Origin of the sequence: Polyangium sp. y55x31 (genome assembly GCF_029946505.1) — a bacterium.
Taxonomy (GTDB): domain Bacteria; phylum Myxococcota_A; class Polyangia; order Polyangiales; family Polyangiaceae; genus Polyangium.
In genome coordinates this window covers 143014-169772 of sequence record NZ_JARZHG010000024.1, presented here as the reverse complement: position 1 = coordinate 169772, position 26759 = coordinate 143014, and the positions used below count along the sequence as shown (strand labels likewise).

Below are 26759 nucleotides of genomic sequence, written 5' to 3'. Positions count from 1 at the left end.
TGCGCTGGTCCGGGTGCAGGGGCGGACAGCCCCTGCTGGGGCCTGGGGCAACGCCCCAGCGAAACGCCTTCCAGGCTAGCCTTTCTTACGCGGAGCCTTCGCAGGCGCAGGCTCGGGTGGCGGCGTGGCCTGGCGGCTCCCGTAGGGGAGCGTCGTTCGTAGGACGTCGCGCGGGATGTGCGGCTCCGGCACGTGGGGCCCCGACACCGCTACTTCCTTCTCGATTGCGTCGATCGTGTCCGAACCGAGCCTGCGCGCGGGCTCGACGGCGATGTCTGGCGACGTGTCCCGCCCGCGCCGCGGCTTCTTGCTCGACGCGGCGGGCGCCGCCTCGCCCGCCCGTCCGACCATCGCTGCTGCGCGGTTGATCATCGGCTCGATCGCGCGGAGGCCGATCCGGAGTGCGTTCGTTACCCGCCGCGCCTCCGTGCCGCCTCGCACGACGAGACAGAGCACGGCCCGGTTTGCTGCGACCCCGACGTGACAGTCGAGTGCCAGCGTGCCGGCGCGGGGCACGAGCTCGCCGTGTGCGAGCCGGACCAGGACGACCCGATCCGTGCCTGCCACGACGTCTGCGGCCGACGAGAGCGTCTTCCGCGCTCCCTCGGGGATCTCCCGCGGCCCACCTTTCGTGACGAGATCGCCACGACGGGAGAGCACGAACGCATAGAGCGCATCCGCGTCGACCCGGACACGCTCCACGACGTCATCGAGTTGAGACATTGCCCCCGAGTCTACCAGGGGCGGGCGCTTCCGCGTCGGACAACCTCAGTACGACTTCGCGAACACCACCCGCTGCCGGCTCGGCTTGCCGGAGACGATGCAGCGCCCTTCTTCCTGAAGGTCCTTCGCGTCGGCCACGCCGTCGATGCCCGTGTGCGGGATGCAGCGGATCGTGACCTTGAACTTGTCCTTCAAATGCGCCTCGACTTCGGGCTCGCCCGACCAGTGCGCGAGCGCGAAGCCGCCGTGGATCTCGGGCTTGTCCTCGTTCTTCGCCGTGAAGAACTTTTCGAAGTCCTTCATGTCGTCGATGCGCTTCGTGTTCGCGGCGCGGTGCTGCTTGGCCTTCGCGAGCAGGCCGCTCTGGATGTCGGCCAGGATCTCGGGGATCTTCGCCACGAGCTCGGCGCGCCCGAGCGTCGCCTTGTCCTTCGGCCCGCGATCGCGGCGCGCCACCATCACCACGTTCCCGTCGACGTCGCGCGGACCGATCTCGATGCGGATCGGCGCGCCCTTCTTGATCCACTCCCACTGCTTGTCGCCGCCGCGGATGTCGCGCTTGTCGACCTCGACCTCGATCGGCCGGCCCCCATAACTCGTGCTCCTGAGCTCCGCCGCGACCGCGTCGACGTACTCCATCACCTTCGCCTTCGTGTCGTCGCCACGCAGCACGGGCAGGATCACCACGTGCGCAGGCGCGAGCCGCGGCGGCAGGATGAGCCCGTCGTCATCCGCGTGCGTCATCACGAGACCGCCGACGAGCCGCGTCGACACGCCCCACGACGTCGTCCACGCGTACTCCTCGGTCTCCTTCGCCGTCTGGAACTTGATGCCGCTCGCCTTCGCGAAGTTCTGCCCGAGGAAGTGCGACGTCCCGGCCTGCAGCGCCTTGCGGTCCTGCATCATCGCCTCGATCGCGTACGTGTCGACCGCGCCGGGGAACCGCTCGCTCGCCGTCTTCGGCCCCTTGATCACGGGCATCGCCATGAACTCTTCGGCGAACGTCGCGTACACGTCGAGCATCTGCTTCGTCTCGGCGCGCGCCTCCTCCTCGGTCGCGTGCGCAGTGTGCCCCTCTTGCCAGAGGAACTCCGCCGTCCGCAGGAAGAGCCGCGTCCGGAGCTCCCAGCGCACCACGTTCGCCCACTGGTTGATGAGCAGCGGCAGATCCCGGTAGCTCTGCACCCAGCTCGCGAACGCCGCGCCGATGATCGTCTCCGACGTCGGCCGCACGATCAGCGGCTCTTCGAGCTTCGCCTCGGGATCCGGCACGAGCCCGCCCTCGGGCCCGGCGACGAGGCGGTGGTGCGTCACGATCGCGCACTCCTTCGCGAACCCCTCGACGTGCTCGGCTTCCTTCTCGAGGAAGGACTTCGGGATGAAGAGCGGGAAGTACGCGTTCTTGTGGCCCGTGGCCTTGAACATCCGGTCGAGCTCGCGCTGGATGTTCTCCCAGAGCGCGTAGCCCCACGGCTTGATCACCATGCAGCCGCGCACGGGCGAGCTCTCGGCGAGATCGGCGGCGCGCACGACCTGCTGGTACCACTCGGCGTAGTCCTCGGCGCGGGTCGGGCTGATGGCAGTCTTCGGGGCGTCGTTCTTGGCCACGGTCTTTCCTCCGCGGCCGCCTCTATCACTTTTCCGGCGAGAGGGCGAACAAGCGAACGCGGGCCGCCCCAAACCCCTCCGCGAAAAACGGGAACCGTGATAACCGTGGCGCGCCTTGGCCCACGACAAGCCCGAAGCGAGCGCGCCCGGCGCGCACGGTAGAGATGGCCATCTCCAGCGCGGACCCCTCATCGCCATCGGCGGTGCAGAGGACAAAGTCGGCGCGCGGAACGTCCTGCGTGAAGTCGTCCGTCACGCGGGCGGCCCGAAGCAGGCCCGGATCGCCGTCTTCCCCACGGCCTCCAGCATCCCCGCCGAGATGGCGGGGACCTACGAGGCGATCTTTCGCGAGCTCGGCGCCGACGTGCACGTCGTCCGGATCGAGACGCGCGCCGACGGCGAGGATCCGCGCACGCTCGCGCTCATCCAGGAGATGACCGGCGTCTTCTTCACGGGCGGCGATCAAGGCCGCATCGTGACGATGCTCGGCGGCACCGAGCTCGCGCGCACCATCCGACGCGCGCACCGGGGCGGCTGCGTCGTCGCCGGCACCTCCGCGGGCGCGAGCGTCCTCTGCGACCACATGATCGCGCAGGGCAAGAAGGGGTACGCCCCGCGCCGTGAGCTCGTCATGCTCGCGCCGGGCCTCGGCCTCACGCGCAAGCTCGTCATCGACCAGCACTTCGCGCAGCGCCATCGCATCGGCCGGCTCTTCTCCGCGGTCGCGATGAACCCCTTCTTGATCGGCGTCGGCATCGACGAGGACACGGCGATCGTCCTGCGCTCCGACAAGAAGATGGACGTCATCGGCCGCGGCACGGTCACCGTCATCGACGGCTCGAAGATCCAGCACACCGACATCCACGAGGTCCCGCGAAACTCGTCCGCGGCGCTGCTCGGTTTGTCCGTCCACGTCCTCACGCAGGGCTGCGGCTACGACATCGACGGCCGCCTGCCCTCGTGGCCATCTCGCAGCAAAGAGGCACCGTGAAACTGCTCGAAACGCGCGTCTACCGCGGCCCCAACCTCTACGGCTACCGCCCCGTCATTCGCCTGACCCTCGACCTCGAGGAGCTCGAGCAATACCCGAGCAACAAGATCCCCGGCTTCGTGGATCGGCTGCTCGCCGACGTGCCGACGCTGCACGAGCACGGCTGCTCTTACGGCGAGCCCGGCGGCTTCATCCGCAGGCTCCACGACGGCACGTGGTTCGGCCACATCACCGAGCACATCGCGCTCGAGCTCCAGTGCCTCGCGGGCACGCCCGTCACGTACGGCAAGACGCGCACGGCGCACCGCGAGGGCGTCTACCACGTCGTCTACAGCTTCGAGGAGGAGTCGGTCGGTCGTAAGGCGGGCGAGCTCGCGCTGCGTTACTTGCAGGGCCTCCTGCCCGCTCACTTCCCCGATCACCTCCCGCCCGTCCCCGACCTCAACGCCGAGATCGAGGACCTCGCGCGGCTCGCGGAGCGCATGGCGCTCGGCCCCTCGACGCGAAGCCTCGTCGACGAAGCGAAGCGCCGCGGCATCCCGACGATGCGCCTCAACAAGCACAGCCTCGTGCAGTTCGGCTGGGGCACGCACCAGAAGCGCATCCAGGCCACGGTCACGAGCGAGACGCGGCACATCGCCGTGGAGATCGCGCAGGACAAGGAGCTCACGAACTCGCTGCTCGAACGCGCGGGCCTGCCCGTGCCGCACCAGGACCGCGTCTACTCCGCCGACGAGGCCGCCCTTGCCGCCGAGCGCATCGGCTACCCCGTCGTCGTCAAGCCCATGGACCTCTCGCACGGACGCGGCGTCGCGTTGAACCTCACGACGCCCGAGGCCGTGCGCGACGCCTACAACAAGGCCTACGACCTCTCGAGCTACGTCCTCGTCGAGACCTACCAGCCCGGCAAGGATCATCGCGTGCTCGTGGTGAACGGCGAGGTCGTCGCCGTCTCCGAGCGCGTGCCCGGCCATGTCGTCGGCGACGGCAAGAGCACGATCAAGGAGCTCGTCGACGTCGTGAACAGCGACCCGCGCCGCGGCGTCGGCCACGAAAAAGTCCTCACGCGGATCGAGATCGACGATCAGGCAAACCGCCTCATGGGCCAGGCCGGCGTCACGCTGGAGACCGTGCTCCCCGAGGGCCAGGTCTTCGCGCTGCGCTCGACGGGCAACCTCTCCACGGGCGGCACCGCGATCGATCGCACCGACGTGATCCATCCGGACAACATCGACGTCAGCGTGCGCGCGGCGAAGGTCGTCGGCCTCGACGTCGCGGGCATCGATCTCATCTGCCCCGACATCTCGAAGAGCGTGCGCGAGCACGGCGGCGTCATCGTCGAGGTCAACGCGGCGCCCGGCTTCCGCATGCACGTCTCGCCGACCGTGGGCACGCCGCGCAATGTCGCCGCGCCCGTGCTCGACATGCTCTTTCCGAACGGCGCGCCGGCGCGCATCCCGCTCGCGGCGATCACCGGCACGAACGGCAAGACCACGACGAGCCGCATGGTCGCGCACATCCTCAAGATGAGCGGCAAGCGCACGGGCCTCACCACGACGGACGGCATCTACATCGACGGCGAGCGCATCCTGAAGGGCGACATGACGGGCCCGTGGAGCGCGCGCGTCGTGCTCACGGATCCGACCGTGGAAGCCGCGGTGCTGGAGACCGCGCGTGGCGGCATTCTTCGCGAAGGTCTCGGCTGGGATCGGTGCGACGTCGGCGCGGTGCTCAACGTCTCGGCCGATCACCTCGGCCTCGCGGGCGTCGAGACGGTCGAGGATCTCGCGTTCGTGAAGCGGCTCGTGGTCGAGGTCGTGCGGGACGGCGGAACGAGCGTGCTCAACGCGGACGACGAGCTCGTGCGCGAGATGGCGGACAAGGCGGGCGGCCGCATCATGTGGTTCTCGCGCTCGCCTTCGAACGAGACCGTCCGCAAGCACGTGCGCGCGGGCGGCCGCGCGGTCGTGATCGAGCAGGGCGTCAACGGCGACATGATCACGATCTACGACGGCGATCGGCATGTCCCGGTCACGTGGACGCACCTCGTCCCTGCGACGTTCGAGGGCAAGGCGAAGTTCAACGTCGAGAACGCGCTCGCGGCCGCGGCGATCGCCTTCTCGATGGGCGTGTCGCTCGAGCACATCCGCCAGGGCCTGCGCACGTTCACGACCTCGTTCTTCCAGGCGCCCGGCCGCTGCAACGTCTTCGACGAGCACCCGTTCCGCGTGATCGTCGACTACGGCCACAACGCGGCGGCGATGGCGAAGATGGCCGAGCTCGTCCTCGGCCTCCGTCGCGAGCGCGCGATCGGCGTGCTCATGGCCGCGGGAGATCGGCGCGACGACGACATCCGGGCGGTCGGCCGCGAGGCGGCGCGCGCGTTCGACGTCGTCATCGCGAAGGAGGACGCGGCGCGCAGGGGTCGCAAGCCTGGCGAGATCGCGTCGCTGCTCGCGGAGGGCGCGCGCGAGGCGGGCAAGAGCGAGGAGCACATCCTGAAGAAGCTCGACGAGAAGGAGGCCGTGGACACGGCGCTCTCGATGGCGCGGCCCGGCGATCTCGTGGTGGTGTTCGCGGACGACGTCACGGCCTGCTGGAAGCAGGTCATTTACTGGGGGAAGGAGCGCACCTCGCACCTGCCTTCCTTGCCGGACGAGGCCTGAACGTGAAATACGCCATTCTGACGCACGGGGGCGCGGCCTCGCCGCATGCATTCTCGGACGGCTGCGTGAAGGCCGCGGAGTCGGCGCGCTCGGTGCTCGAGCGCGGCGGCGACGCGCTCGAAGCGGCGCTCGCGGCGACGGTCATTCTGGAGGACGATCCGCGCTTCAATGCGGGGACGGGCTCGAACCTGCGTTTCGATGGAAGAACCATTGAAATGGACGCATCCGTGATGACGAGCGACGCGAGGTTTGGCGCGGTCGCCTGCATTCAGCGGGTGAAGAATCCGATCCTCGTCGCGGCGAAGGTCATGGAAACGCCGCATTTGCTGCTCGTGGGGGACGGCGCCACGCAGTTCGCCCGTGCGCACAGGTTCCCGGAGTACGATCCGCTCACGGAAAAGGCGCAGGCCAAGCATGCGCGGGCGATGGCGGAGCTCCGGGGCCAGGGCGACGGCGATTATGCGGCGGACGCGGCGCCGTGGCTCACGATCGACTGGAAATCGCTGTGGAACTTCGGCGGAGAGGCGCCCTTCCAGGACACGGTGGGCGCCGTCGTGCGAGACAGCCAGGGCAGATTCGCGGCGACCGCGTCGACGGGCGGGACGGTGTACATGCTGAAGGGCCGCGTGGGCGACTCGCCGCTCATGGGCTGCGGCGTGTACGCGGGCCCGGCGGGCGCGGTGGCCGCGACGGGCGTGGGCGAGGAGATCGTGCGGCGATTCCTCTCGAAGACGGTCTACGACTGGCTCGAAGAAGGCATCCCCGCCGCGCGCGCGGCCCAGCGGGGCATTGCGAAGTTCCCCGAGATCGTCGACGTGGGCCTGCTCGTGGCCTCGCGCGACGGGCAGGCGATTGCTTCCAATCGAAACATGGCGAGCGCGCTGCTCGTTGGATAGACCATGCGCAACCAGCCTCCGTTCTCCTGTCCGCAATGCGGTGACACGGGCCTGGGCGGAGACAAGTGCCTCCGCTGCAAGCTCGAGCTCGTGGACAAGGCCGGCGTCCCGGCCCTCTCTCCGCCCGCGGTGTTCCTGGGCCACCCGACGTTCGCGGGATTCATGGATCCGTGGGCCCGGTGGGCCGCGATCATTGCATTCATCCTGACGTTCTTCACGTCGCACGAGTACGGGGCCGGCACCGTCGAATTGGTCGTGCTCTTGATCGGCGTGCAGGTCGTGCTCTGGGGTGCGATTTACGCGGCCTATCGATCCTTCATCGGCGCGCGCATCAAGAGCCTTCGCGCGCGCCTGCGCGCCCTGCAAGCGCGCATTGCTTCTGCGCCCGCGGCGGCCCCGATCGGGTCGGCGAGCGGGGTCTGTCGAGTGCGCGGCCGGGTGCGCGTGATCACGCCGGTCAAGGGTCCGCTCGGCCAACCGGTGGCGGCATTCCTGGAGCGCCGCAAGCGGCAGACGGTGGGCATGGTCTCGACGGGGCGGACGCCGGTCGAAGCGGTGACGGCCGTGACCGTGGAGGAAATGAGCGCGGCGGGCGTGTTCCTGGTGGAGGACGAGTCCGGCACGGCACTCGTGGACGACGACGCATTCGTGGTCGCGCAGCTCGGCGGGACGGCGAAGGACTGGAACGAACCACTATCCATCGTGGTGAACGACGGCGACGAGATCGAGGTCTTCGGGCCAGCCGAGCGGAAGTCGGCGGCGGAGCTGTCGGTGCCTGCGAGGCAGGGCGGGGGCGGATATCGCGACGCAGGGAACGTGCTCGTGTTCGACGGGAAGCCGACGGAGCGGGTGATGATCCTGGCGAAGAGCGCGGCCGTGTTCTTGAATGGGTGAACGTCCGTAGAAGACCGGGGGGCCCGACCCCCGACGAGTCCACCGCCACCCATCCGACCTGACGGACGCCCCGCCGCCCCTCACTGGCCCCCCGTCCGCGCTGACGGGTGCCTCCCCGACCCACGCGAGCACCACCGTCAGCTTTACCAGTCGATACCCTGCTCTCCGTCGCAACGCTCGCAAACGCCGGATACAGTCTGCTTTCATGGGGTCCACGGACGACGACGCCAGCGGTCGGCGGAGCATCGGGCCGCATCTCGCGTGGGTCGAGCCGCCGGACGTGCTGCACACGCGCATCGATGGGGACATCACACGCGAGCACGTAAAAGAGCTCCTCGACGCGCTCGCCACCTTCCCGCGGGCACGGGGCATCTACATCCTGCGTGATGCGCGGGGGAGCGGGATGCCCACGCGTGAAGCCCGCGAGGCCCTCGTCAAAGGCCTACCCCTCGACCGAATCGCCGCCGTCATCAGCTACGGCGCCTCCTTCCAGGCCCGCACCCTCCTGACGATGCTCGACCACGCCATGCGCGTGCTCCGTCCCCGCGCAGCCCGCTTCGTCTTCGTCGAATCCGAAGCCGAAGCACGCGCCTTCATCGCAGCGGATCGCGCCCGCCGCGCGTGAATCGGAGATTTCAGCAGGCAGCCGTCGCGCCGGGGCGCCGCCCCGGGCCCCGCGGGGGCTGTCCGCCCCTCGACCCGGACCAGCGCAAGCGCTGGACCTTTGGTGGAAGAACTGCGCGATGCGCAGTTCTTCCAACGGCCGGTGGCAAGACCAGGAAGGACGTTGCCCGTTGAAGTGTCAGCGTGGCGGTCTTGGTTGGCAGGGGCATTGCCGGTCTTGACCGGGCCTGTTCGATGAACTGCGCATTGCGCAGTTCATCGTCACGAGTCCGGTAGTGGCCGGTTTTGAGCGATTGTGGCCGGGTTCGATCGCATGACGATCGCGGCGCCGTAGGATGCGGCTTGCCTGAAGAAGGCGAGGCCCCGAAGGGTTTGCCGACCCCCGGAGCCTCTCGACCGCAACCTCTCGAACGGAGGTCACGATCGTGACGCTCACCCTTATTCGTCCCTCGCACGAGGGGCAAGAACGCATCCGTCTACCCAAGCGAACCCGTAAAGCCCACTTCCCGCCCGCCGAGCAGAGCCGCATCCGCGCGGCGCTCCGGAACCTGCGCCGAGCGTTCGGTTCCTGGTCCTGCCTCGGGGCCGTCACCGGATACGCCTCGGAGACCCTCGTCGGCGCCGCGTGCCAACCGAACCGGGCGACGCCGACGCTCGTGTACCGCGTCGCTCGCGCAGTCGGCCTCACGGTCGACGAGCTGCTCCGGCCCGGTCTCCGCGACGCCGACGCCTGCCCGACGTGCGGGCGGAAGGGGGCGGCGTGATGACCGGATCGAAGTACCGCGTCCGCCCGCTCCGCGGCTCAGACCTCATCGAGATCCAGCGGGCGAACCTCCGCGCCTTGCTCCGCCACCTCTTCCGGGAGCACGGGACCTGGATCGCCGTGGCGCACGCCGTGAGCCACCGGCGCTCGGTCGTGCTCGCGTTCCTGGACGGCACCGAGCCGGGCAACATGGCGCTCGCGCGGAGCATCGCGCGCGCCGTTGGGCTCTCGCTCGACGATGCCCTCGCCGGGAAGGCCCCGCCGAAGAAGGCGCCGTCCCTCGTGCTGGTCGCGTCGCCGCGCCGGAAAGGCGGTGCGTCATGAGCGAGCACGACCAGGACCGCGAGCCGCCGAGCATCCCCGCGGTGCTCACAGACGAGCAGGCCGCCCGCGTCCGCGCGAGGCTCGATCGATTCGCCAAGGGGACCAGCGTTCGCGGCTGCGCGAAAGCGCTGGGTTACGCGCGAAAGTACGTGCGTGCGGTGCGCGACGGGGCGATCCGCCCGTCGGTCCACTTCGCTTCCCGCGTCGCGCACGTTGCCGGGATGGATCTGGCCACCCTGCTCGGGATCTCCGGAGGTGCGCTGTGATCCGGTATCGCCACGATCCCGATCGTCCTGGCGAGCCGATCGTCGAGGCCACGCCGCGCGACCTCGACGCCTACCGCGGGTTCGCTCGCTCTTACCTCCACGCGAAATGGCCAGTGCTCGGCGAGGCCGACGTCGACGAGGTGATGCAAGACTCGCTGTTCGTGCTCTGGCGCATGGTGGACGAGGGGCGTGTCCGCGGCACGTACACCGATCCGCCCGACGTTGTGATCCGCTCGCTGCTCGTCACCATCGCGTGGCGCGTGGCCGGCAACCACGCCGCCGGGCTGCGCCGGAGGGACGCCCGTCACGACCCGATCGACGAAGAGCACGATCTTCCCGATCCCTCCGCGCGTCCGGAGGACATCGCGGAAGCCCGGCGCATCCTGCGCACCCTTGTTCGATCGAAGGCTCGGCCGATGCGGGTCCTTCTGCTCGTCGTGCAGGGGGAGAGCGCGGAGGACATCGCCGCGCAGCTCGGGATCGATCTGCACACGGTCTACAACGCGACCGCGACCGCCCGACGGCAGCTCGCCGCGAGATACGGGCGGCCCCGCTGGTCCCGAAAACGGACGCGCTGAAAAGGCAACGGGCGCCGCGAGCCGAAGCTCGCGGCGCCCGTTGCTCCCCTCTACCAGTCCCTACCGCCGTCCTCGCGCTGTCGGCGCCGTGCGCACCTTCGTGGGGGCACGCGGCGGGCGGGTTGCCTTCGGCGGGAACAGCACCTCCACCGGGAACAGAGCGAGTTGCTCCGGTGGCGGGGGATGGTACCGGCGACGCCTCTGGCCGATCGGGATCGGGAAGGGTCGCCCGTGCCTCGGATATACGGTCTGCCCCGTGCGGGGGTGGCGGTAAGACCAGCGAAACGCGAAGCCCGACGAACGGGCCTTATCTTTGCCTGCCAACGGATCTTCTCCTCGGCGAGCGAGGCGAAGAACACACCAACCCCCTTGACGAAGCACCACGTCGTGCTATTCGCCACATATCCGGCAACCCAAACGGATAAGGGCGAGTCGCGGAGGCGGTAACGTCTTCGTTACTCGCCCTACGCTTTTTAGGCGTAGCTAAAGGTTCGTCTTGACGTTTTGATTCGTGTACGTATATCTAGGTCAACTTGCCCAGGGCACGATGCCCCATCGTGCTCGCCGCGTCCTTTTGCTTGGGCGTGGTGACCGCGCCTGTCCGGACCAGTCCGAGACGAACGCGTACAGCTCCATAGCGCACGCTCGCCCGCTCGTCACATAAATCCTGTATGCCGGCTTCGTTCGAAGCGTGACACACTAACCTGTCACGCTGGCTAGTCGAACAAGTCCATTTGCCGCGGCTTCGGGCGCCAATCGAATTCCAACTGCGTTCCACGTGGCGGTAGCTCCTCGCGCGGAGGCTCCCCCGTCGCGACCCTCGCTGGGGGCGCGGCGGGCGGTGTAGGTGCCCGCGGTGCGTCGCTCGGCTTGGCCTTCCCACCGTCGACCACGCGGAGGAACCCGCGCCCGTTCGGAAGCTCGCGCGCCGTCGTCTCTGGCACGCGCGGCGCGAGTAGTTGCTTCTCCGGAGGCGCGCACGGCGCCGCCGCGAGCAGAGCGTCCAGCAGCTCGGGGAGATCCCACACGTGATCCGTGATCCCCGCGGCCATTGCAGGCGTGACGCGCAGCGACGAGACCACGTGGCAGAAGTTGTAGTGGACGTAGGCCAACGCGATCGCCGCGCGATGGTTCGCAAGCTTCTTTGAGAACGCGAGGCAGAGCCGACGCATGCGGCCGATGAAGTGCCGCATCGTGCAGTTCTGTCGCTCGATGTACGCCGTGCTCGCGCGATCGAGGTTCGGTGCGCCGAAGACGGGCTTCTTCGTAATGAAGGGATCACGGGGCGGCTCGTACCGATGATCCGCCGGCCCCTCGCGGCGCCCACGCTTCGTGTAGTTCTTGACCGTCTGCGCGTAGTCGACGCCGGGCCCGAAGCTCGCGCCCACGGCGGCGATGTACGGGGCGAAGCCGTCCGAGGTCATCGCCGGCATCACCACGAGCCGGGCGCGCACGTCGGCCATGAAGGTGCGAGCGCTGTCCTCGTCGCGGCGCCCGACGTGCCACGAGATCGCGAGGCGGCTCGACGTGTCGAGCGCGACGAACGTGTACGCCTCGCCGACGCCGGGCGCGTCCTCCGCGGTCACGCGCGCCTGCTTCTTCCCGACGAACGACCAGATTTCGTCTACCTGCACGAGCGAGCACGAGAGGTCACGCACGAGGCGGTTGTGCAGGTTCGTCGCGCCCTGTCCGAAGGCGAGCGCGAGGCGACCGACCGTCTCTCGGTTGATCCCCGTCATCCGCTCGACCGCGCGCTCGCTGTTGCCGTCGACGAGCGCCGCGAGCACGCGCAAGCGCTTCTCGTCCGGGAGCACGTTCGCCATGGTGCCCTCGTCCCCGCCGCTCGCGTGGGACCGCGCCCGCGCACCCTCGCGCGTTGCTGCGGTCTACCTGTCCAAGCGGCTCAACTTATGAGCACATACTATCACGAACGGCCCTTGTTTTGAGGCCTTTCCGCGACGAACTAGGACATTACGTGTCCTACCGATCGCGAGGATCGGACAGCGCGATCGGGTGTCTCGGGGTGGGGCGTGGGGATGAGGTTCAAAACCGGCCAGTTGGGGACGCCTGGCCGGATCCGGCCACTACCACGAGTCCAGCGCTTGCGCTGGTCCGGGTGCAGGGGCGGACAGCCCCTGCTCGGGTCCGGGGTGAAACCCCGGCGCCACGCTCCCGAGCAACACCCCCGCCGCAGGCCGCACCACCTCCGTCATGGCCCGCGCCGTCGCCTCGGCAAGCGCCGCCCCTGCGAGGCGCCCGTGCGCTGCGAGCCGCGGATCCGCGGCGCTGCCTGCGTCCACCACGGCGCCCTGCCCGAGCCCCGCGAAGACCTCCTCCACCGCTGCCCGCACGCGCTCGCCGCCCACGCGGATTGCCCACGCCACGGTGCGCCAGGCCAGCTCCGCGTGTTGCGCCTCGTCGGCTGCGATCCCGGCGAGCACCTCGGCGACCGCGGGATCCTCGGCCCTCGCGCATTGCTCTGCCGCGATCACGGCTGCGATCGTCTCGCCGATGCATCCTTCTTTTGCGGTGCGCGCTGCGATCGACGCGAGGTCTGCCACGACCTCCGCTGCTCCGCCGAAGGGGAATGCCCCTGGCGCGACGGGCTCGCCTGCGTAAGCGCTCGCCAGGGCAAAGCAGAGACGCGCGTGCCGCACTTCATCGAGCGCCGCCCGGTGCGCCTCTTCCACGAGCTCGGCCGGCGCGCCCACGGCGAGAAGCTCCATTGCGAAACGCCCGAAGGATGCCACGGACGCGTGCTCGAAGAGCGCGTCGCGCGTCCATTCTGCTGCGAGTGCCGCGCGGAGGTCGGGCTCGATTCCCGCCACATCGGGGCCGCTCGAGGTCTCGGCGCCCCAGCCGCCATCCCCGCGGCTGCGGATCGCGGGCGCCGTGCGGGCCACTTCGTCGACGAGGTACGGCCGCCCCTCGCAATAGGGAATGAACTCGGTGGCATAGCAACATTCACCGTTCTTCAGCGTCCCGTCGCTTTTGACCGTGTGAGATGCGAAGAACTGGTCATTGAGCCGCGTCGTCGCTTCCTCTCGCGAGGGGCACACGAGCGGATCGACGCTCCCGCCGCCGGCGCCGCCGGCGCCTGCGTCTTCCGGCGGCCAGGTGAAGCATCGCTCGCCGGCGATGGGCTCGTCATTGTCGGGACAACTCGTGCCGACGAAGCATCCGCCCACGGCCGGGAGCGCGAGCAGGGCGAAAAGACGATGGGCGAGCGAGCGGCGGAATACGTGCGCAGGATTCATCGAGGCCTCCGTGGGGGGTTTCCCGGTGGTGCCGGGGCCGAATGCACGGCGCGTGCCCTCCGCACGGAGGCCCGAATTCGAGGCGCCGCCGCTCGCGGCCCCCTGACAATCACGTCACGGAAAGGCTCACAGCAGCCCGTCCGCGGTCTTCCGTGCCAAACGCAGGTTCTTCTCCCACGCCGCGTCGATATCGTGCTGCCCGATCCTTCCATGGGCGCGCCAGGCCGAAGGCTCCGCCTCCGGCACCTCCTCCCGCGCCGGCCCCTCCGGCGACGCCGCCACGGCCTCGCCCAGCGCCTCCCGCACCGGTCTCCCGCCCTCCGACAGGCACCACGCCACGATCCGCCACCCGAGCTCCGCGTGCCGCGCCTCGTCCTCCGCAATCGCCCCGAGCGCCGCGCCGATGCCCGGCTCTTTCGCTCCCCTCGCCTGCCTTCGCGCCCGCTCCGCCGCGGCGCCCTCGCCGAGGCAGCCGTCTTCCCAGGACTCGACGCACAAGCGCGCGAGCTCCCGCCCTCGATCGAGCCCCGACGGCCGCGGCGACGGCAAACGCTCGGGCACGAGCGTCATCGACGCGAAATCCCCTGCAATCGATGCGCATGACTCCGTGTGCCGCACCTCGTCGGCCGCCGCGGCGAGCGCCCGATCGACGAGGTCCCGCGGCGCGCCCACCGCCGCGAGATCCCGCGCCAGGGCGAGAAATGCCGGAATCGACGCGCATTCCCCGCGCGCGTCGTCCTGAAAGGCCCGCGCGAGCGCGCCCCGCGTGGTCTCGTCGATCCTCGCCCGGCGCGCGCTCCCGCGACGCGGTTTTCCGGCGACGCCTGGCAAGACGTATCGGCCGTTCACGCGCAAAGGCCGCCCGATGACGCACACGCCCGGTTCCCCGTACATGGGCGGAAAATGGGCGCCCAAGGCGACCGTGAATTCCGGCTTCCTCTCGTCGCCTGGCATGGGAATCGTGCCGCGGAAGGCCAGGTCGACGATCTCGGCGCCGATGGCTCCGAGGCCCACGTGGATCCCGTGGCCGCCCGGGTGCTCTCCCGCGAGCGCCGTGCGATAGGTCCAGCCGACCTCGGCATTCGCGCCGATCGGAGTCCGCCGGAGATCCACGCCGCCATGAAGGCCCGCCGCGAACCGGCCCGCGGCCGAGAAGTTCAGCCAGGACGCCTGCGCGAATGCGCCGATGCCGGCGCGGGGGCCGGCGAAGCAGCTGGTATCTCCGAGGAAGACGAGCGAATACCGGGCGTCGAGGCCGAGACCGAAGTTGATCTTGTCGCCGAAGCTCAGCGAGAGCATGAGCCCGGGCGAGAACCAGTGGATGTCATCGTCGGCGCGCGCCTCGCCGGGGGCCATGAGGACGGCGGCCGCGCCGAGCGCGCAAAGCGTGGGACCAAGACGAGAAGGCAAGGATACCATGAAGACCTCCGAGGCCCCATGGTAACCGAGATGGCCCACCTTGCCCAATCGGCGGCGTGCCGTGCACCTTGACACCGCCTTACGCGCAGGATTCCATCACGAGACCCGACGCCGGTTGGAATGCCCCTGCGTCGGGAAAACCCTTGCCTTGGATTGGAATCGACATGCATCGACGAACCCCGCTCACGGGAAAGATCCCTCGTTCGCTTCGTTCCCTCGCCTTCGTGCTCACCCTTGCCGCGCCCGTGGGGTGTGGCGGCGGGTATGCCGCCGGGGGCGATTTCCTCGGGGCCACGCCCGGCGGCGCCCAGGACATCGGGCTCGCGCGCAGCATCATCGAATCCGGCGGCGTCCCCACGCTCGACGATTTCACCCCGGAGGGCCTCTATTCCGAGCACGACCTCGCCCTCGCGGCCCCCGCGCCTTGCGCAAAACCCCTCTGCATCGATACGGCGGCGGGGCTCGACGTCGGCCTCGACGACGACGCGCGCGACATCTTCGTCCAGCTCGGCATGCAATCGAACATCCGCGAGGACGAATTCGTCCGCAAGCCCTTGAACCTCGGCATCGTCATCGACACGAGCGGCTCGATGGAGGGAAACCTCTCGCACGTGCAAGATGCGCTGCACGCGCTCGTCGACCACCTCCGTCCCGACGATCGCGTGGCCATCGTGGAGTTTGCCTCGGACGCGAACACGATCCTGGAATCGACGCCCGTCTCCGACAAGGAATCCTTGCACGAGGCGATCGACGAGATCGAGACCGGCGGCTCGACGTCGATGGAAGAGGGCATGAAACTCGGCTATGCCGTGATCGACGAGCACGTGCGCAGCGACACACTTTCGCGGCTGATGGTGTTCACCGACGCGATGCCGAACGTCGGCGCGACCGACGCCTCGAGCTTCCAGGCCATGGTCAACGCGGCCTCGGCCATCGACATCGGTTTCACGTTCTTCGGCTTCGGCTCGAACTTCGACGCCTCGTTCGTCGACCAGATCGCCCACCTGCGCGGCGGAAATTATCGATTCGTGGGCGCCGAGGACGTGAAGCCGATCTTCGAGGAGGAGCTCGATTTCCTGGTGACGCCCATTGCGTACGACCTCGAGGTGTCCATGGCGGCGGCCGAGGGGACGGAGGTCTCCGCCGTGTACGGCGTGCCGCAGATCGGCGAGCACGGCAGCGGCGAGCTTTTCAGCGTCAGCACGGTGTTCCTGAGCAAACGCAAAGGTGGGATCGTGCTCCGGCTGGATGGGGCGAACCTCGAGCCGCTCGTCTCCGGCGAGGCGATCGAGGCGGGCTCGGTGACGATCGCGTACCAGACGCCCGAGGGCGTCCTCGAAAAGGACACGCTCCCGGTGCGCCTGCCCTTCCAGACGCTGCCGGGGCCGACGGACGCGCTCCTCCCGACCCCGCACATCGCGCGGACGCTCGCCGTGACGAACGAATACCTCGTGCTGAAGCGTCTCTGCGGCGATTACTACGCCAGCAGCCTCGACGCCGAGGACGCGACCACGCGGCTCGAAGGGGCGATCGCGCGGCTCACGAGCGCGGACGCGGCCCTGCCGGACGAGAACCTGAAGCGGGAAATCGCCCTGCTCCAGAAGCTCGGGCAAAACCTCGGACTTGCCGTGGGGACGCCATGAAGACACGCATTTTGCGGGCTCTCTTCGGCGCGCTCGTGCTCGCGTGCGTGGCGATGGCCGGATGCTCCGACGAGGGCCAGAGGGATTGCCCGAGCGATTTCACCTGCGCGGACCTCGTGACGAACACGTGCGGCGAGAGCGGCGCCTGCGCGAGCTCGCAGAGCTGCGTGGCCGCGAAGAAGCTCGAACAGGGCGGCGATCGGGCGTCCTGCGAGGCCGCCTGGTGCTCGCTCGGCGAGTCGTACAAGGAATGCGAGTGATTCACGCCTTTCGCGGGCGGAACGTCGGGATCAGACATACCGCCGAGAACACGGCCAGCACGACGAAGACGTAAAACAGTTTGTCCCACCCGTAGCGCTCGCTCACGCCCCGCGTGACGTACTCCTGAAGGATCGCCCCGATCGAGCCGACGCCATTCACCACGCCCAATGCGGTGCCGGCCGCGTACTTCCCGCCCGCGTCCTGCGCCGCGGCGCCGCTGATCAGCGAATCCGGCCCGAAGAGCAGCGCGCCGACGAGCGCCATCACGACGAAATTGGTGACGGTGCCCGCGGCGCCGAGGCGCGCATACAGGAAAATCGCGCCGGCGAGCAGCACGAGCCACACCGCGGAGAACAACGAGCGCGAGATGTGGCGATATCGATCGGACATCGCCCCCATGGCGATCGTGCCGAGCACGCCCCCGACCTCGAACGAGATCGACATGTACCCGGCGCCCGTCTTCGAATAATGCAGCGCCGTCGTCAGGTAAAACGGTAGCCAGAACAGGATGCTATAGCGGATGAGCTTCATCCCGAAGTACGAGGCGCCGTAAAACCAGACCGTCGGGCTCCGGAGCACGCGGCTCCGCTCCGCCCGCTGGGCCGCCGCGACCGCCTGCGCCTCCGCCTCCGCTTCCGCCCCCCGAGCCGCGCCCGCGACCGGGACCACCACCGCGCCCGGACCCGGCTTCAGGAACAGGAGCACGAGCACGCCGACGAGCGCGACGGCGATCGCCGGGCCCCAAAAGCTCGCGCGCCAGCCGTAGAGGCTCAGCATGAACGTGGCGAACCACGTCGCGACGATGCCGCCCACCTGATAACACGTCGCCCACACGCCCATCACGCGGCCACGATTCTGGGGCGTGGTCCACTCGGCCATCGCCTTCACGTTGCCCGGCCAGCCCGACGATTGCGCAAAGCCGTTCACCAGGAACGCGACGAGAAACGCGACCCCCACGCTCGACGCCCCGAACACGAGGCACGCGCCCGCCGAGACGAGCATGCCGACGCCCACGAGCCGACGCGCGCCCACGCGATCGCCGAGCATGCCGTTCACGTACTGCCCGACCATGTACGCCGCGAGGTACGCCGTCTCGACGTTGCGCAAGACGTCCTTGCCGAGGCTCTCCATCATCGGCGCCTTCGCGACGCTGATCCCTTTGCGCCCCAAGTAATACGTCGCGTACGACACCCACGTGAGCGCCCACGCGGTCCACCGTCCGCGGCGCGTGGCAGCGTCCTCGACGAGGGCAGCAGGCTCACCTCGCTCGATCGGAAGGGACGTGGAGGGCAGAGCAGGGCCTTGGCTCATCGTTTGCCGAGGTTACGCGCGGCGGCGCCCCGGCCGCTAGGGATCACAAGCGGACGAACCCAGGGCCCTTCCTACCGTGCTACACAAAACTCCATGATCACCCCCGACGCGATCGTGATCGGCGCAGGTCCGAACGGACTCGTCGCTGCCAACTACCTCGCCCAGGCCGGGTGGTCCGTGCTCGTGCTGGAGGCCCAGCGCCGGCCCGGCGGCGCCGTCTGGACCGAGGAGAGCACCCTGCCCGGCTTCCTCCACGACGTGGGCGCCGCCTTCTTCCCCTTCGGCCCCACAAGCCCCGCCCTGCTCCCCCTCGACCTGCCCGACGTCGGCCTCGTCTGGCGCCACGCGCCCCTCGACAGCGCCCATCCCGCCAAGGACGGCACCTGCGCCGCCATCGGACGCGACCTCGAAGCGAGCAAGCGGATCCTCGGCGAGGACGGACCCGCATGGGAAAAACTCGCGCGCTGGCACGCGCGAACGCGCGACGAGCTACTCGACGCACTCCTGTCCACGCTGCCAGCCGTCGGGCCCATGCTGCGCTTCGGTCCGGCAAACCTGCTCCGGCTCGCAGCCGTGGCCGCATCGAGCGGCCGAGGCTACGCAGAAAGGACATTTCGGACCGAAGCCGCACGCCGCATCATCCCGGCACTCGCGCTGCACACCGACGTCGGACCGGACGATCCCTTCGGCGCGATCGTGGGCTTCATGCTGGCGATGCTCGCGTCGAGCGGAGGCTTCGCCATCCCGGAGGGCGGCGCAGCCTCGATCACGCGGGCCTTGCTCGAACGGCTCGCAGAGCTCGGCGGCGTGGTGCGGACGGGGACGCGCGTCAAACGCATCGTGGTGCGCGAGGGCCGCGCCGCAGCCGTGGTGACGGAGCAAGGCGAGGAGATCGAGGCCGATCGCGCGATCATCGCCGACACCTCAGCGCCCGCGCTGTACCTGCGCTTGCTCGATCCGGACCTCGTGCCAACGCCCCTCGTGGAGTCGATGCGCAACTTCAAGTACGGCTTCGGCACGTTCAAGATGGACTGGGCCCTCTCGGGCCCCGTGCCATGGTCGAGCGAGGACGCCGCGCGCTCGGCCGTCGTGCACACAGGCGACAGCCTCGACGATCTCGCGCGCTTCACAGCCGAGGTGCGCCGCGGCGAGCTGCCGCAGGATCCATACCTCGTCATCGGGCAGCAATCCGTCGCAGATCCGACACGCGCACCCGCCGGCAAGCACACGCTCTGGGCTTACTCGCGCGTTCCACCGGCAGTGCCAGGCGGCTGGGAGCGAGTGAAGCAATCATTCGCCGATCGAATCGAGACGCGCATCGAGGAGCTCGCGCCAGGCTTCAAGAAGCGCATCCTCGCGCGCGTGATCGTCACGCCGCCGGATCTCGAAGCGATGGACGAGAACCTCGTCGGCGGAGATCTCGGCGGCGGCTCGGCGCAAATCCAGCACCAGCTCTTCTTCCGCCCCGTGTTCCCATACTTCCGCTATCGCACGCCGATCCGCGCCCTCTACCTCGGCTCCTCATACACACACCCAGGCGCCGGCGTGCACGGCGCCTGCGGCAAAAACGCGGCAGAGGCAGCGCTGCGGGACGAGGGGTAGAGCCCTCAGGCCGACGCCGCGCCGGGGCGCTGCCCCGGGCCCCGCGGGGGCTGTTCGCCCCTCGACCCGAACCAGGGCAAGCCCTGGACCTCAGGTGGAAAAACTGCGCTCCGCGCAGTTTTTCCAACGGGCCGGTGGCAAGACCATGAAGGTCGTCGCACGCGGCGGCACGTTGCCGGCTGAAACGTCAGCGCTGCCGTCTGGCAGGGTCGTCGTTGGTCTTGACCTGACCTGTGCGATGAACTGCGCATCGCGCAGTTCATCGTCCTGGGTCCAGCGCTTGCGCTGGTCCGGGTCCAGGGGCGGATAGCCCCGGTGGGGCCTGGGGCAACGCCCCAGCGCAGCGGCCCCCGGATGAGACGCAGGCTCGGCCCTGCCGACGCCAGTACTCGACGAGCGCAGGGAGCACGGTCGATGACATCTGCGCGAGGTGCGCGATGTGGTCGTCTTCCTTGAAGCCGCGATACCCTGCGATGCGTAGATCGCCGCGCTGCGCCTCGCTGCGTTGCTCGAGCCAGCGCTCGGTCGACATGACGGCGCGTGCCAGGGGAAAACTTGGGCGGTCGGGCCAGCCGATTGTGCGGGATCGGTCGAGCCCGAGGGTGCGGAGGATTGCGTCTGAGGTCTCGGTCGTGGTTGCGTACCGGAACTCGCCGACCTCCGAGTGCGTCATCACGAAGAGTTTTTCTCCTCCCGCGGCGCTGCGAGCGAAACGCACGAACGGCGCGATGCGCTCCATGTCGACTTCGCGGCTGCCTTTGTCCGCGAAGTTCGAGTGGAGTGCGTCGCAGAGCAGCACGGCCGACACGCGTGAAAACGCCTCCTCTCGCGCGAGGATCCGCCCGATCGCGCCGTAGCCGGCGCTCCATGCCGAGAGTGCGAGCCGACCGAGGCGTGCTCCGCGGAGCCCTCGTGCGGCCGCTGTCTCGACGACCCGCCCGAGGTCGAAATCGAGCATTCCGGGTGCCGCGTATCGCGTGTCGTATGCGCCCGAACCCACGCCGACGTTCACCACGAGCACGAGCGCCGAGAGCCCTGCTGCGGCCACGCTCTCCGCGACGAGCTCGGCGTTGCCGTGGAAATGGATCACGAGATCGAACGTGCCATCGGCCGACGCGAACGACGACGGCACGAAAAGCGCGCCTGCGGAGACGAGCGTGTAGCCTTCGCGCGAGAGATTGCGATCGGCCCGCTCCTCGGGCTCTGCGGCCGCCGCCGGCGCAGCGTTTGGTGCCTCCGGGGGCCGGACCGAGGAGAGTGCGGGGAGATGCGCGGCGGCTGTGATCGCGGGCCCGCTGAAATCGTGCAGGGCCACGAACGACATTGCCCCGATGGACAGCGCGCCGAACACGGCGAGTGCCCATCGGCCGACGATCGTTTCAGCTCGCTTGCTCAGCCGTCGGGGCTTCACGTAGCGATCGAATGTACTCCGCCGGCGACTTCACGCAGACCAGGATCGCCGTGATGTTGTCGTGCCCGCCCTTCTCGTTGGCGCGGGCGATCAGCTTGTCGATCGCCTGCTGCGGATGCTTGGTCTCGACCAGGATTTGCCGCAGTTCCTCGTCGGGCACCATCTTCGAAAGCCCGTCCGAGCAAAGCAGGTAGGCATCGTCGGGGCGTGGGCGCCCGATGATGAGATCAATCTCCACGGATGGCTGCGTGCCCACGGCGCGGTTCAGGCGATGTGCAAACGCGGGGCCGGTGAAGCCGAGCGCGGCCATCGTGTGATCCGTGGTGATCTGCTCGAGCTTCCCCTCGCGCAGCCGATAGCAGCGGCTGTCACCCACGTGCCCAAGGTAGAGGCGCTGCTTGTTCAGTGAGAAGCGCGCGGCCACCACCGTCGTGCCCATGCCCTTCAGCATCGGATCCCCGGCGGCCTTCTCGAAGACGGCCTTGTTCGCCATCTGGATGCTGCGCGCGAGCTCCTGGCCCCTTCGCGGCACGTTGTCGTAGGCCGGGCCCTCGAATTTCTGCGTCTTGAACGCCTTCTCGATCACCTCGACCGTGAGCGCGCTGGCGATCTCGCCGCCTGCGTACCCGCCCATGCCGTCGGCCACCACGAACAGGCCGTGCTCGTCGACGACGACGTAGCTGTCCTCGTTGTTCTTGCGCTTCTGGCCCTTGTCCGTCTGCCCCGCGGCGCTCACGAGGATGAACGGCGAGGCGCGCGTCGGCTCGTCCGCGGCTGCGTCGTCGTCCACGACGATGGCCTTCGCCGGTGCGTCCGGGTGCTCCTCCACCTCGCGATCGTCGTCCTTCGAGAGGTCCGACAGGCGCGGCATGCTCAACGTGATGACCGTGAGCTCGCTGTCGTCCTCGTCCTCGTTCGGCTCGGCGATCTTCGGCAAGAGTCTCTCCGAGGAGGGCCTGCTCGTGCGCTCCGGCGCGGGCCTGCTCGTGCGCTCCGGCGCGGGCTTGCTCGTGCGCTCCGGCGCGGGCTTGCTCGTGCGCTCCGACGCAGGCTTGCTCGTGCGCTCTGGCGCGGGCTTGCTCGTGCGCTCGGACGCAGGGCTGCTCAGGCGGGCGCCGGCGCTCGGTTCGGGCGCGTCGTCCGCCTTGCCGCCTTCCCCTTTGCCTTCTCCTTTGCCGCCCGAGGGCAAGGCTTTGGGCCGCGCGAGCTGGAAACCGGCGGCTCCGACGAGGACGACACCGAGGGCGAGTGCGATCGCGGTCCAAAGCTGCATGGGCGGAGATCCCCGGGCGGCGCGCGACGTACCGGACGCCCCCTCGGTTTTTCTACTACGAACCGCCCGCGGGTTGTGTGGAAAAACCGGCCCCGACTCCGCGATCACGCGGGGTCAGTCGCGTATCGCCTCGGCGAGGTGCCGCGCCAGCCGCTTGCCGATCACGTTCGGGATCTGCCGCGACAACGCGAGCGCGCGTTCGAGGTGACGCGCCGCTTCGCGCCGCCTCCCACGCCGCAATGCGGAGAGGCCTCGCGCCTCGACCACCTCGATGCGCTCCTGGCCAATCGAGTACCGCTCCGAGCGCGCCTCGAGCGCCTCCCACGCCTCGTCGCCCGCGTCCTCCGCCGCGAGCTCGATCATCGAGCACAGCACGTCGTCCGAGGGCACCACGAGCGGCGCGGACGTCCCGCCGCGGGCCCGAGATGCGAGCGCGCGCGCGGTCTCGATGTCGCCGCGGTAGAGCAGCATCCGCGCCTGGAGCAGGATGCTCGCCGGGGGCCGCTCGTCGATGGCGCACGCCTGCGCCACGTGCGGCTCGGCCGCTTCGAGCTCGGCCATCAGGTAGAGGCATTCGCCCAAATTGAAGTGGCCGGTCCACTCGAGGTAGTCCTGCCCGAGCTCGCGCCCGAGCGAGATGACACGCTCGAGATCGGAGATCATGCCCTGCCGATCGCCCTGGAAGCCATGCAGGACGCCGCGCATGTTGATCGACGCCGCGAGGTGCAGCGCGTCGCCGTGCGTGTCGCACAAGGTCACGGCCTGATCGAGGGCGCGCTCGGCCTCCGCGTGCCGGCCGATGCCTTGCTCGAGGTAGCCGAGCATGAGCAGCGCGATGACCTGCGTCTCGTAGCCCTGTTCGCCGAGCGCTGCCGCCTCGGACGCCGCGCGCGCGAGCGCGGAGAGCGCCTCGCCGTTGAGCGAGAATCGGTAATGGGAGCGGCCGATGCCGAGCAGGAGGCGCGCCGAGAGCAGCGGCGTCGCGCGGCCCGCGACGAGCGCCTCGGCGGCGCGGACCTTCTCGCGTGAGGCGACGTGATCGCCCATCCAGTCGAGCGCCGTGGCCTCGTCGAGCAGGATCTCGACGATCTCCATGTCGTCGCCCGCCGCGCTCGCCGCCGCGCGCGCCTCGGCGAAATCGACGAGGGCGTCGTGATAACGGCTGACGCGGTAACGCATGAGGCCGCGACCGCGGTAGGCGTTTCCGCGCCGCGTCCCCGTGCTCGCCTGCTGCTCGAGGGCCAGCGTGTAGAAGCGTTCGGCATCGACGTACGCGTGCCTCGCGCGCGCCGCCTCGGCGAGCGCCATGTAGGCCGCCTCCGCCACATCGAAGAGCCCCGCGCAGGCCGCGTGGTAGGCGAGCTGCGGCAGCCTCTGCTCCTCGGGCGGGCCCTCCGGCGGCCCCGGCGCGTCGCGGTAATACTCGGCGCACGTGAGGTGAATTTTGCGGCGCAGCGCCTCGGGCACGCCGCGGGCGATCGCCTCGCGGACGAGCGCGTGCCGGAAGCCGACGCGGCCGTGACGCTGCCGGCGAAGCACGCCCGTGTTGAGCAGCCGTTCGATGCCGATCCGCGCGTCGAGCGGGAACTCGCTCGACTCGCCGCTCTGATCGAGGCGGCGCAGGATCCCGCGCAGGATGCCGGAGATCTCCTCCGGCGTGACCTCGGCGCCGACCGTCGCCACGAGCCTCGCGTGCGCCCGCTCCGCCGGTGACAGCGCGTCGATCTCGCGGTGCGCGAGCCACTCGATGAGCGGCAGATCGGGCACCCGATCGAGCTCGTCCGTCGCCACGTAAAACCCGCGGCCGCCCTCGTGCCGCCGCACGATTCCGGCGCCCTTGAGCCCACGCACGAGCTCGACGAGCAAAAGCGGGATGCCCTGCGTCCGCTCCACGAGCCTGCGCACCGCGAGCTCCGGCACGTTCTCCGCGGGCGCGAGCAGCGCGCGCACGAGCGAGGCCGCGCTCTGCGGATCGAGCGGGCCGAGATCGAAGACGTCCCGGTGCGCGGCGCGCTCGGCCCAGGACGGGTGGTTCTCGCGGAACACGGGCCGGCCGAGCGCGCACACGAAGATCGGCGCCCGCGCCTCGGCGAGCGTCGCGTACTCCAGGATGCCGAGCGTCGCTTCGTCCGCGAACTGCGCGTCATCGAGCACCACGCAAAGCGGCGTCCGTTCCGCGCGCCTTCGCAGCGCCTCGCCGCCGGCCACGCGCAAGGTCGCGCCGAGCGCGAAGGGCGCGGCTTCGAGGGCGCGCAGACCCGGGAAGTCCGTGGTCTCGTCGCCGCGCGGCGGACCCACCCAGCCGAGGGCGAGCGCAAGCGCCGCCTCGGCCTCGGGGCTGCTCGCCGGCCCGAGCCGCTCGCGCAGCGCGAGCTTGCGCCCCTCCACGGGCATCGACGCGGGCAGGCCGAGCGCCGCCGACAGCAGGTCGCGCACGCTGTCGCCGCCGCCGACGATCGGCTCGGGCGCGCGAAGATCCACCACCGCCCCGAGCGGGACGAGCGTGCGCAGGCGCTCGACCAACAGCCTTCGCAGATGGCTCTTGCCGTGCCCCGGATCGCCGACGATCACCGCGACCGACGGCACGCCCTCGCGGACCGAACGCAGCGCCGAGAGCGCGAGCGTCTCCAGCAGATCGTCGCGACCCACGAGCGGCGGCCCCACGTGCCCGAGCCGCGTCGTCGGATCCTCCGCGCCCGAGAGCTCGCTCTCCTCGACGGCCTTCGCCCCGAACAGCGACAAGAGCTCCGAGAGATCGGCCTCCGTCAGCACCGCGCGCGCCGCCGGCGAGAGCAGGATCGGCGCCGTCGACGCCGGCAGCGGCGCTTGCCCGATCCGCGCGAGGTGCGGCGAGAGCAGCCGCTTCGACCCGTCGGGCCGCGTGGTCACGGACACGTTCGCGAGATCGATCCACACCCGCTCGCAGATCCCGCGCGCGACGAGATCCTGCGCGGCGCGGATCGCCAGCCGCACCGGGTTTTCGTCCGCCTCGTGCCCGAACGCCACCACGTACCTGCCGCTCGACGCGCGCATCACGTGCCCGCCGATCGGCTCGATGCGCCCCTGCAGCGCGATCGGATCGAGCTGCGACGTGAAGTGCAGCAAGGCCACCGTGCGCCGCTCGGTCGCCGACGCGTCGGACGACCTCGTTCGCGCGTCGGCCGAGGAGCCCCGATCCGGGGGTTGGGACTTACCGATCCCGTTCGTCGCGGGATCCCGGGCGACATCCGGGGTTTTCCGCACCTCGGGCTCCGTCCCGAGGGGGATCGCCGCGAGCGCCTCGTCGAGCGCCGCCGCGTTCGTGTATCGCGCGGCCGGATCCTTCTCCAGGCACCGCAGCACGATGTCCTCGAGCGCCGCCGGGATCGGCGCGCCGGCCGCACGTTCGAGCCGCGCGGGCCTGCGGGAAAGGTGCCCTTCTCGCACCGCCGCCGGCGGCCCCCAGAACGGCGGATGCCCGGCGAGCATTTCGTAGAGGATCACGCCCACTGCGTACACGTCGGCGCGCGCGTCGAGCTCGGCGCGGCCCTCGCATTGCTCGGGCGCCATGTACTCGATCGTGCCGACCATCGCGCCCTCCTCGGGCGGGGTCGCGCGCGCCGGCATCACGCCTTCGCGCCGCGCGAGCCCCAGATCGAGCACGGTCGCCCGGCCCGGCGGCTCCGTGACGAGCACGTTTTCCGGCTTGATGTCGCGGTGAACCAGGCCCTCGTCGTGCACGGCGCGCAGCGATCCGAGCAGCGCGCGGGTGATCACGCACGCCTCCGCCGGCGGCAGAGGCCCGCCGCGGGCGACGAGGATCTCCGCGAGCGTCCTCGCCTCGATGAGCTCCATCACGATGTAGGGCGAACCCGAGGCGAGCACGCCTGCGTCGAGCACCTCGGGCACGTGCGGCGGGCCCACGAGCCGCAGCGCCACGAGCTCGTGCGCGAGGCGTTGCGCGGCGCCGGCCCGATCGTCTCGGGCCAGCTTGATCGCCACGCGCCGCCCTGCGTTTGGCAGCGGCGCCGTCGACACGGCGGCGTACACCATGCCAAACCCGCCGCGGCCGAGCATTCGTTCGGTGCGGTAGCCGCGGAACTCGGGCAGCGGCGCCTCGGGCTCGGACGAGAGCTCGGGCGCCGTGTCCCATTCGAGTGGACGACCATGCTCCGGACACCCGGAGGCCCCCACCCGCCTCCCGCACGAAGCGCAACGCGAACCTTTCCGTCCCTGACGGATGGTTGCGTCGTGCTCCGGCGGCGGCGGT

At 69.8% G+C, this 26759-nt stretch carries 21 protein-coding genes; 12 read left to right on the top strand and 9 right to left on the bottom strand.

Annotated elements, in window-relative coordinates; translation table 11 throughout:
- Window positions 1–75: 75 nt before the first annotated feature.
- Window positions 76–723 carry a hypothetical protein gene (locus QHF84_RS32920; protein ID WP_281317455.1) on the bottom strand — a complete coding sequence of 216 codons (648 nt, stop codon included), beginning with the start codon at window positions 721–723 and terminating at the stop codon, window positions 76–78.
- A 45-nt stretch (window positions 724–768) separates the two neighbouring features.
- Window positions 769–2331 carry a proline--tRNA ligase gene (gene proS, locus QHF84_RS32915; protein ID WP_281317454.1) on the bottom strand — a complete coding sequence of 521 codons (1563 nt, stop codon included), beginning with the start codon at window positions 2329–2331 and terminating at the stop codon, window positions 769–771.
- A 115-nt stretch (window positions 2332–2446) separates the two neighbouring features.
- Here proS and QHF84_RS32910 point away from each other — a divergent pair, with 115 nt between their 5' ends.
- The 9 genes from QHF84_RS32910 (at window position 2447) to QHF84_RS32870 (ending at window position 10333) form a co-directional block, all read left to right on the top strand.
- Window positions 2447–3322 carry a cyanophycinase gene (locus QHF84_RS32910; protein WP_281317453.1) on the top strand — a complete coding sequence of 292 codons (876 nt, stop codon included), beginning with the start codon at window positions 2447–2449 and terminating at the stop codon, window positions 3320–3322.
- Window positions 3319–5988: a cyanophycin synthetase gene (cphA, locus tag QHF84_RS32905; protein WP_281317452.1), complete on the top strand. Its 2670-nt coding sequence runs from the start codon at window positions 3319–3321 to the stop codon at window positions 5986–5988. Before QHF84_RS32910 ends, cphA begins: the two co-directional genes overlap by 4 nt.
- Before the next feature lie 2 nt (window positions 5989–5990).
- Window positions 5991–6884: an isoaspartyl peptidase/L-asparaginase gene (locus QHF84_RS32900; RefSeq protein WP_281317451.1), complete on the top strand. Its 894-nt coding sequence runs from the start codon at window positions 5991–5993 to the stop codon at window positions 6882–6884.
- Between the two features lie 3 nt (window positions 6885–6887).
- Window positions 6888–7778 carry a hypothetical protein gene (locus tag QHF84_RS32895; protein WP_281317450.1) on the top strand — a complete coding sequence of 297 codons (891 nt, stop codon included), beginning with the start codon at window positions 6888–6890 and terminating at the stop codon, window positions 7776–7778.
- 205 nt (window positions 7779–7983) lie between these two features.
- Window positions 7984–8403 carry a hypothetical protein gene (locus QHF84_RS32890; RefSeq protein ID WP_281317449.1) on the top strand — a complete coding sequence of 140 codons (420 nt, stop codon included), beginning with the start codon at window positions 7984–7986 and terminating at the stop codon, window positions 8401–8403.
- A gap of 424 nt (window positions 8404–8827) precedes the next feature.
- Complete coding sequence (locus tag QHF84_RS32885; RefSeq protein WP_281317448.1) at window positions 8828–9166, top strand: transcriptional regulator; 339 nt, start codon at window positions 8828–8830, stop codon at window positions 9164–9166.
- On the top strand, window positions 9166–9489 hold the full coding sequence (locus QHF84_RS32880; RefSeq protein ID WP_281317447.1) for a hypothetical protein: 324 nt from the start codon (window positions 9166–9168) through the stop codon (window positions 9487–9489). Before QHF84_RS32885 ends, QHF84_RS32880 begins: the two co-directional genes overlap by 1 nt.
- On the top strand, window positions 9486–9755 hold the full coding sequence (locus QHF84_RS32875; protein WP_281317446.1) for a hypothetical protein: 270 nt from the start codon (window positions 9486–9488) through the stop codon (window positions 9753–9755). Before QHF84_RS32880 ends, QHF84_RS32875 begins: the two co-directional genes overlap by 4 nt.
- On the top strand, window positions 9752–10333 hold the full coding sequence (locus QHF84_RS32870) for a sigma-70 family RNA polymerase sigma factor (protein ID WP_281317445.1): 582 nt from the start codon (window positions 9752–9754) through the stop codon (window positions 10331–10333). The genes QHF84_RS32875 and QHF84_RS32870 overlap by 4 nt, the downstream gene beginning before the upstream one ends.
- A gap of 716 nt (window positions 10334–11049) precedes the next feature.
- Here QHF84_RS32870 and QHF84_RS32865 read toward each other — a convergent pair.
- The 3 genes from QHF84_RS32865 to QHF84_RS32855 all read right to left on the bottom strand — a co-directional run bounded on the left by QHF84_RS32865 (window position 11050) and on the right by QHF84_RS32855 (window position 15000).
- Window positions 11050–12156: a transposase gene (locus tag QHF84_RS32865; RefSeq protein WP_281317444.1), complete on the bottom strand. Its 1107-nt coding sequence runs from the start codon at window positions 12154–12156 to the stop codon at window positions 11050–11052.
- A gap of 261 nt (window positions 12157–12417) precedes the next feature.
- The gene (locus tag QHF84_RS32860; protein WP_281317443.1) at window positions 12418–13590 is read right to left on the bottom strand and encodes a ferritin-like domain-containing protein; all 1173 of its coding nucleotides are present in this window, start codon (window positions 13588–13590) and stop codon (window positions 12418–12420) included.
- Window positions 13591–13716: 126 nt separating this feature from the next.
- A complete protein-coding gene (locus QHF84_RS32855; protein ID WP_281317442.1) occupies window positions 13717–15000 on the bottom strand; it encodes a hypothetical protein in 1284 nt (427 codons plus the stop codon).
- Between the two features lie 173 nt (window positions 15001–15173).
- Here QHF84_RS32855 and QHF84_RS32850 point away from each other — a divergent pair, with 173 nt between their 5' ends.
- Window positions 15174–16652, top strand: coding sequence for a VWA domain-containing protein (locus QHF84_RS32850; protein ID WP_281317441.1), 1479 nt, complete (start codon window positions 15174–15176; stop codon window positions 16650–16652).
- Window positions 16649–16912: a hypothetical protein gene (locus tag QHF84_RS32845; protein WP_281317440.1), complete on the top strand. Its 264-nt coding sequence runs from the start codon at window positions 16649–16651 to the stop codon at window positions 16910–16912. The genes QHF84_RS32850 and QHF84_RS32845 overlap by 4 nt, the downstream gene beginning before the upstream one ends.
- 1 nt (window position 16913) lies before the next feature.
- Here the strand turns inward: QHF84_RS32845 and QHF84_RS32840 are convergent, their stop codons facing one another.
- On the bottom strand, window positions 16914–18224 hold the full coding sequence (locus QHF84_RS32840) for an MFS transporter (RefSeq protein ID WP_281317439.1): 1311 nt from the start codon (window positions 18222–18224) through the stop codon (window positions 16914–16916).
- Between the two features lie 93 nt (window positions 18225–18317).
- Here QHF84_RS32840 and QHF84_RS32835 point away from each other — a divergent pair, with 93 nt between their 5' ends.
- The gene (locus QHF84_RS32835) at window positions 18318–19826 is read left to right on the top strand and encodes an NAD(P)/FAD-dependent oxidoreductase (RefSeq protein WP_281317438.1); all 1509 of its coding nucleotides are present in this window, start codon (window positions 18318–18320) and stop codon (window positions 19824–19826) included.
- Between the two features lie 259 nt (window positions 19827–20085).
- Here QHF84_RS32835 and QHF84_RS32830 read toward each other — a convergent pair whose 3' ends face one another.
- The 3 genes from QHF84_RS32830 to QHF84_RS32820 all read right to left on the bottom strand — a co-directional run bounded on the left by QHF84_RS32830 (window position 20086) and on the right by QHF84_RS32820 (window position 26683).
- Window positions 20086–21237: a hypothetical protein gene (locus QHF84_RS32830; protein ID WP_281317437.1), complete on the bottom strand. Its 1152-nt coding sequence runs from the start codon at window positions 21235–21237 to the stop codon at window positions 20086–20088.
- On the bottom strand, window positions 21206–22510 hold the full coding sequence (locus tag QHF84_RS32825) for a protein phosphatase 2C domain-containing protein (protein ID WP_281317436.1): 1305 nt from the start codon (window positions 22508–22510) through the stop codon (window positions 21206–21208). The genes QHF84_RS32830 and QHF84_RS32825 overlap by 32 nt, the downstream gene beginning before the upstream one ends.
- 114 nt (window positions 22511–22624) lie before the next feature.
- Window positions 22625–26683 carry a serine/threonine-protein kinase gene (locus tag QHF84_RS32820; protein WP_281317435.1) on the bottom strand — a complete coding sequence of 1353 codons (4059 nt, stop codon included), beginning with the start codon at window positions 26681–26683 and terminating at the stop codon, window positions 22625–22627.
- Between the last annotated feature and the right edge of the window lie 76 nt (window positions 26684–26759).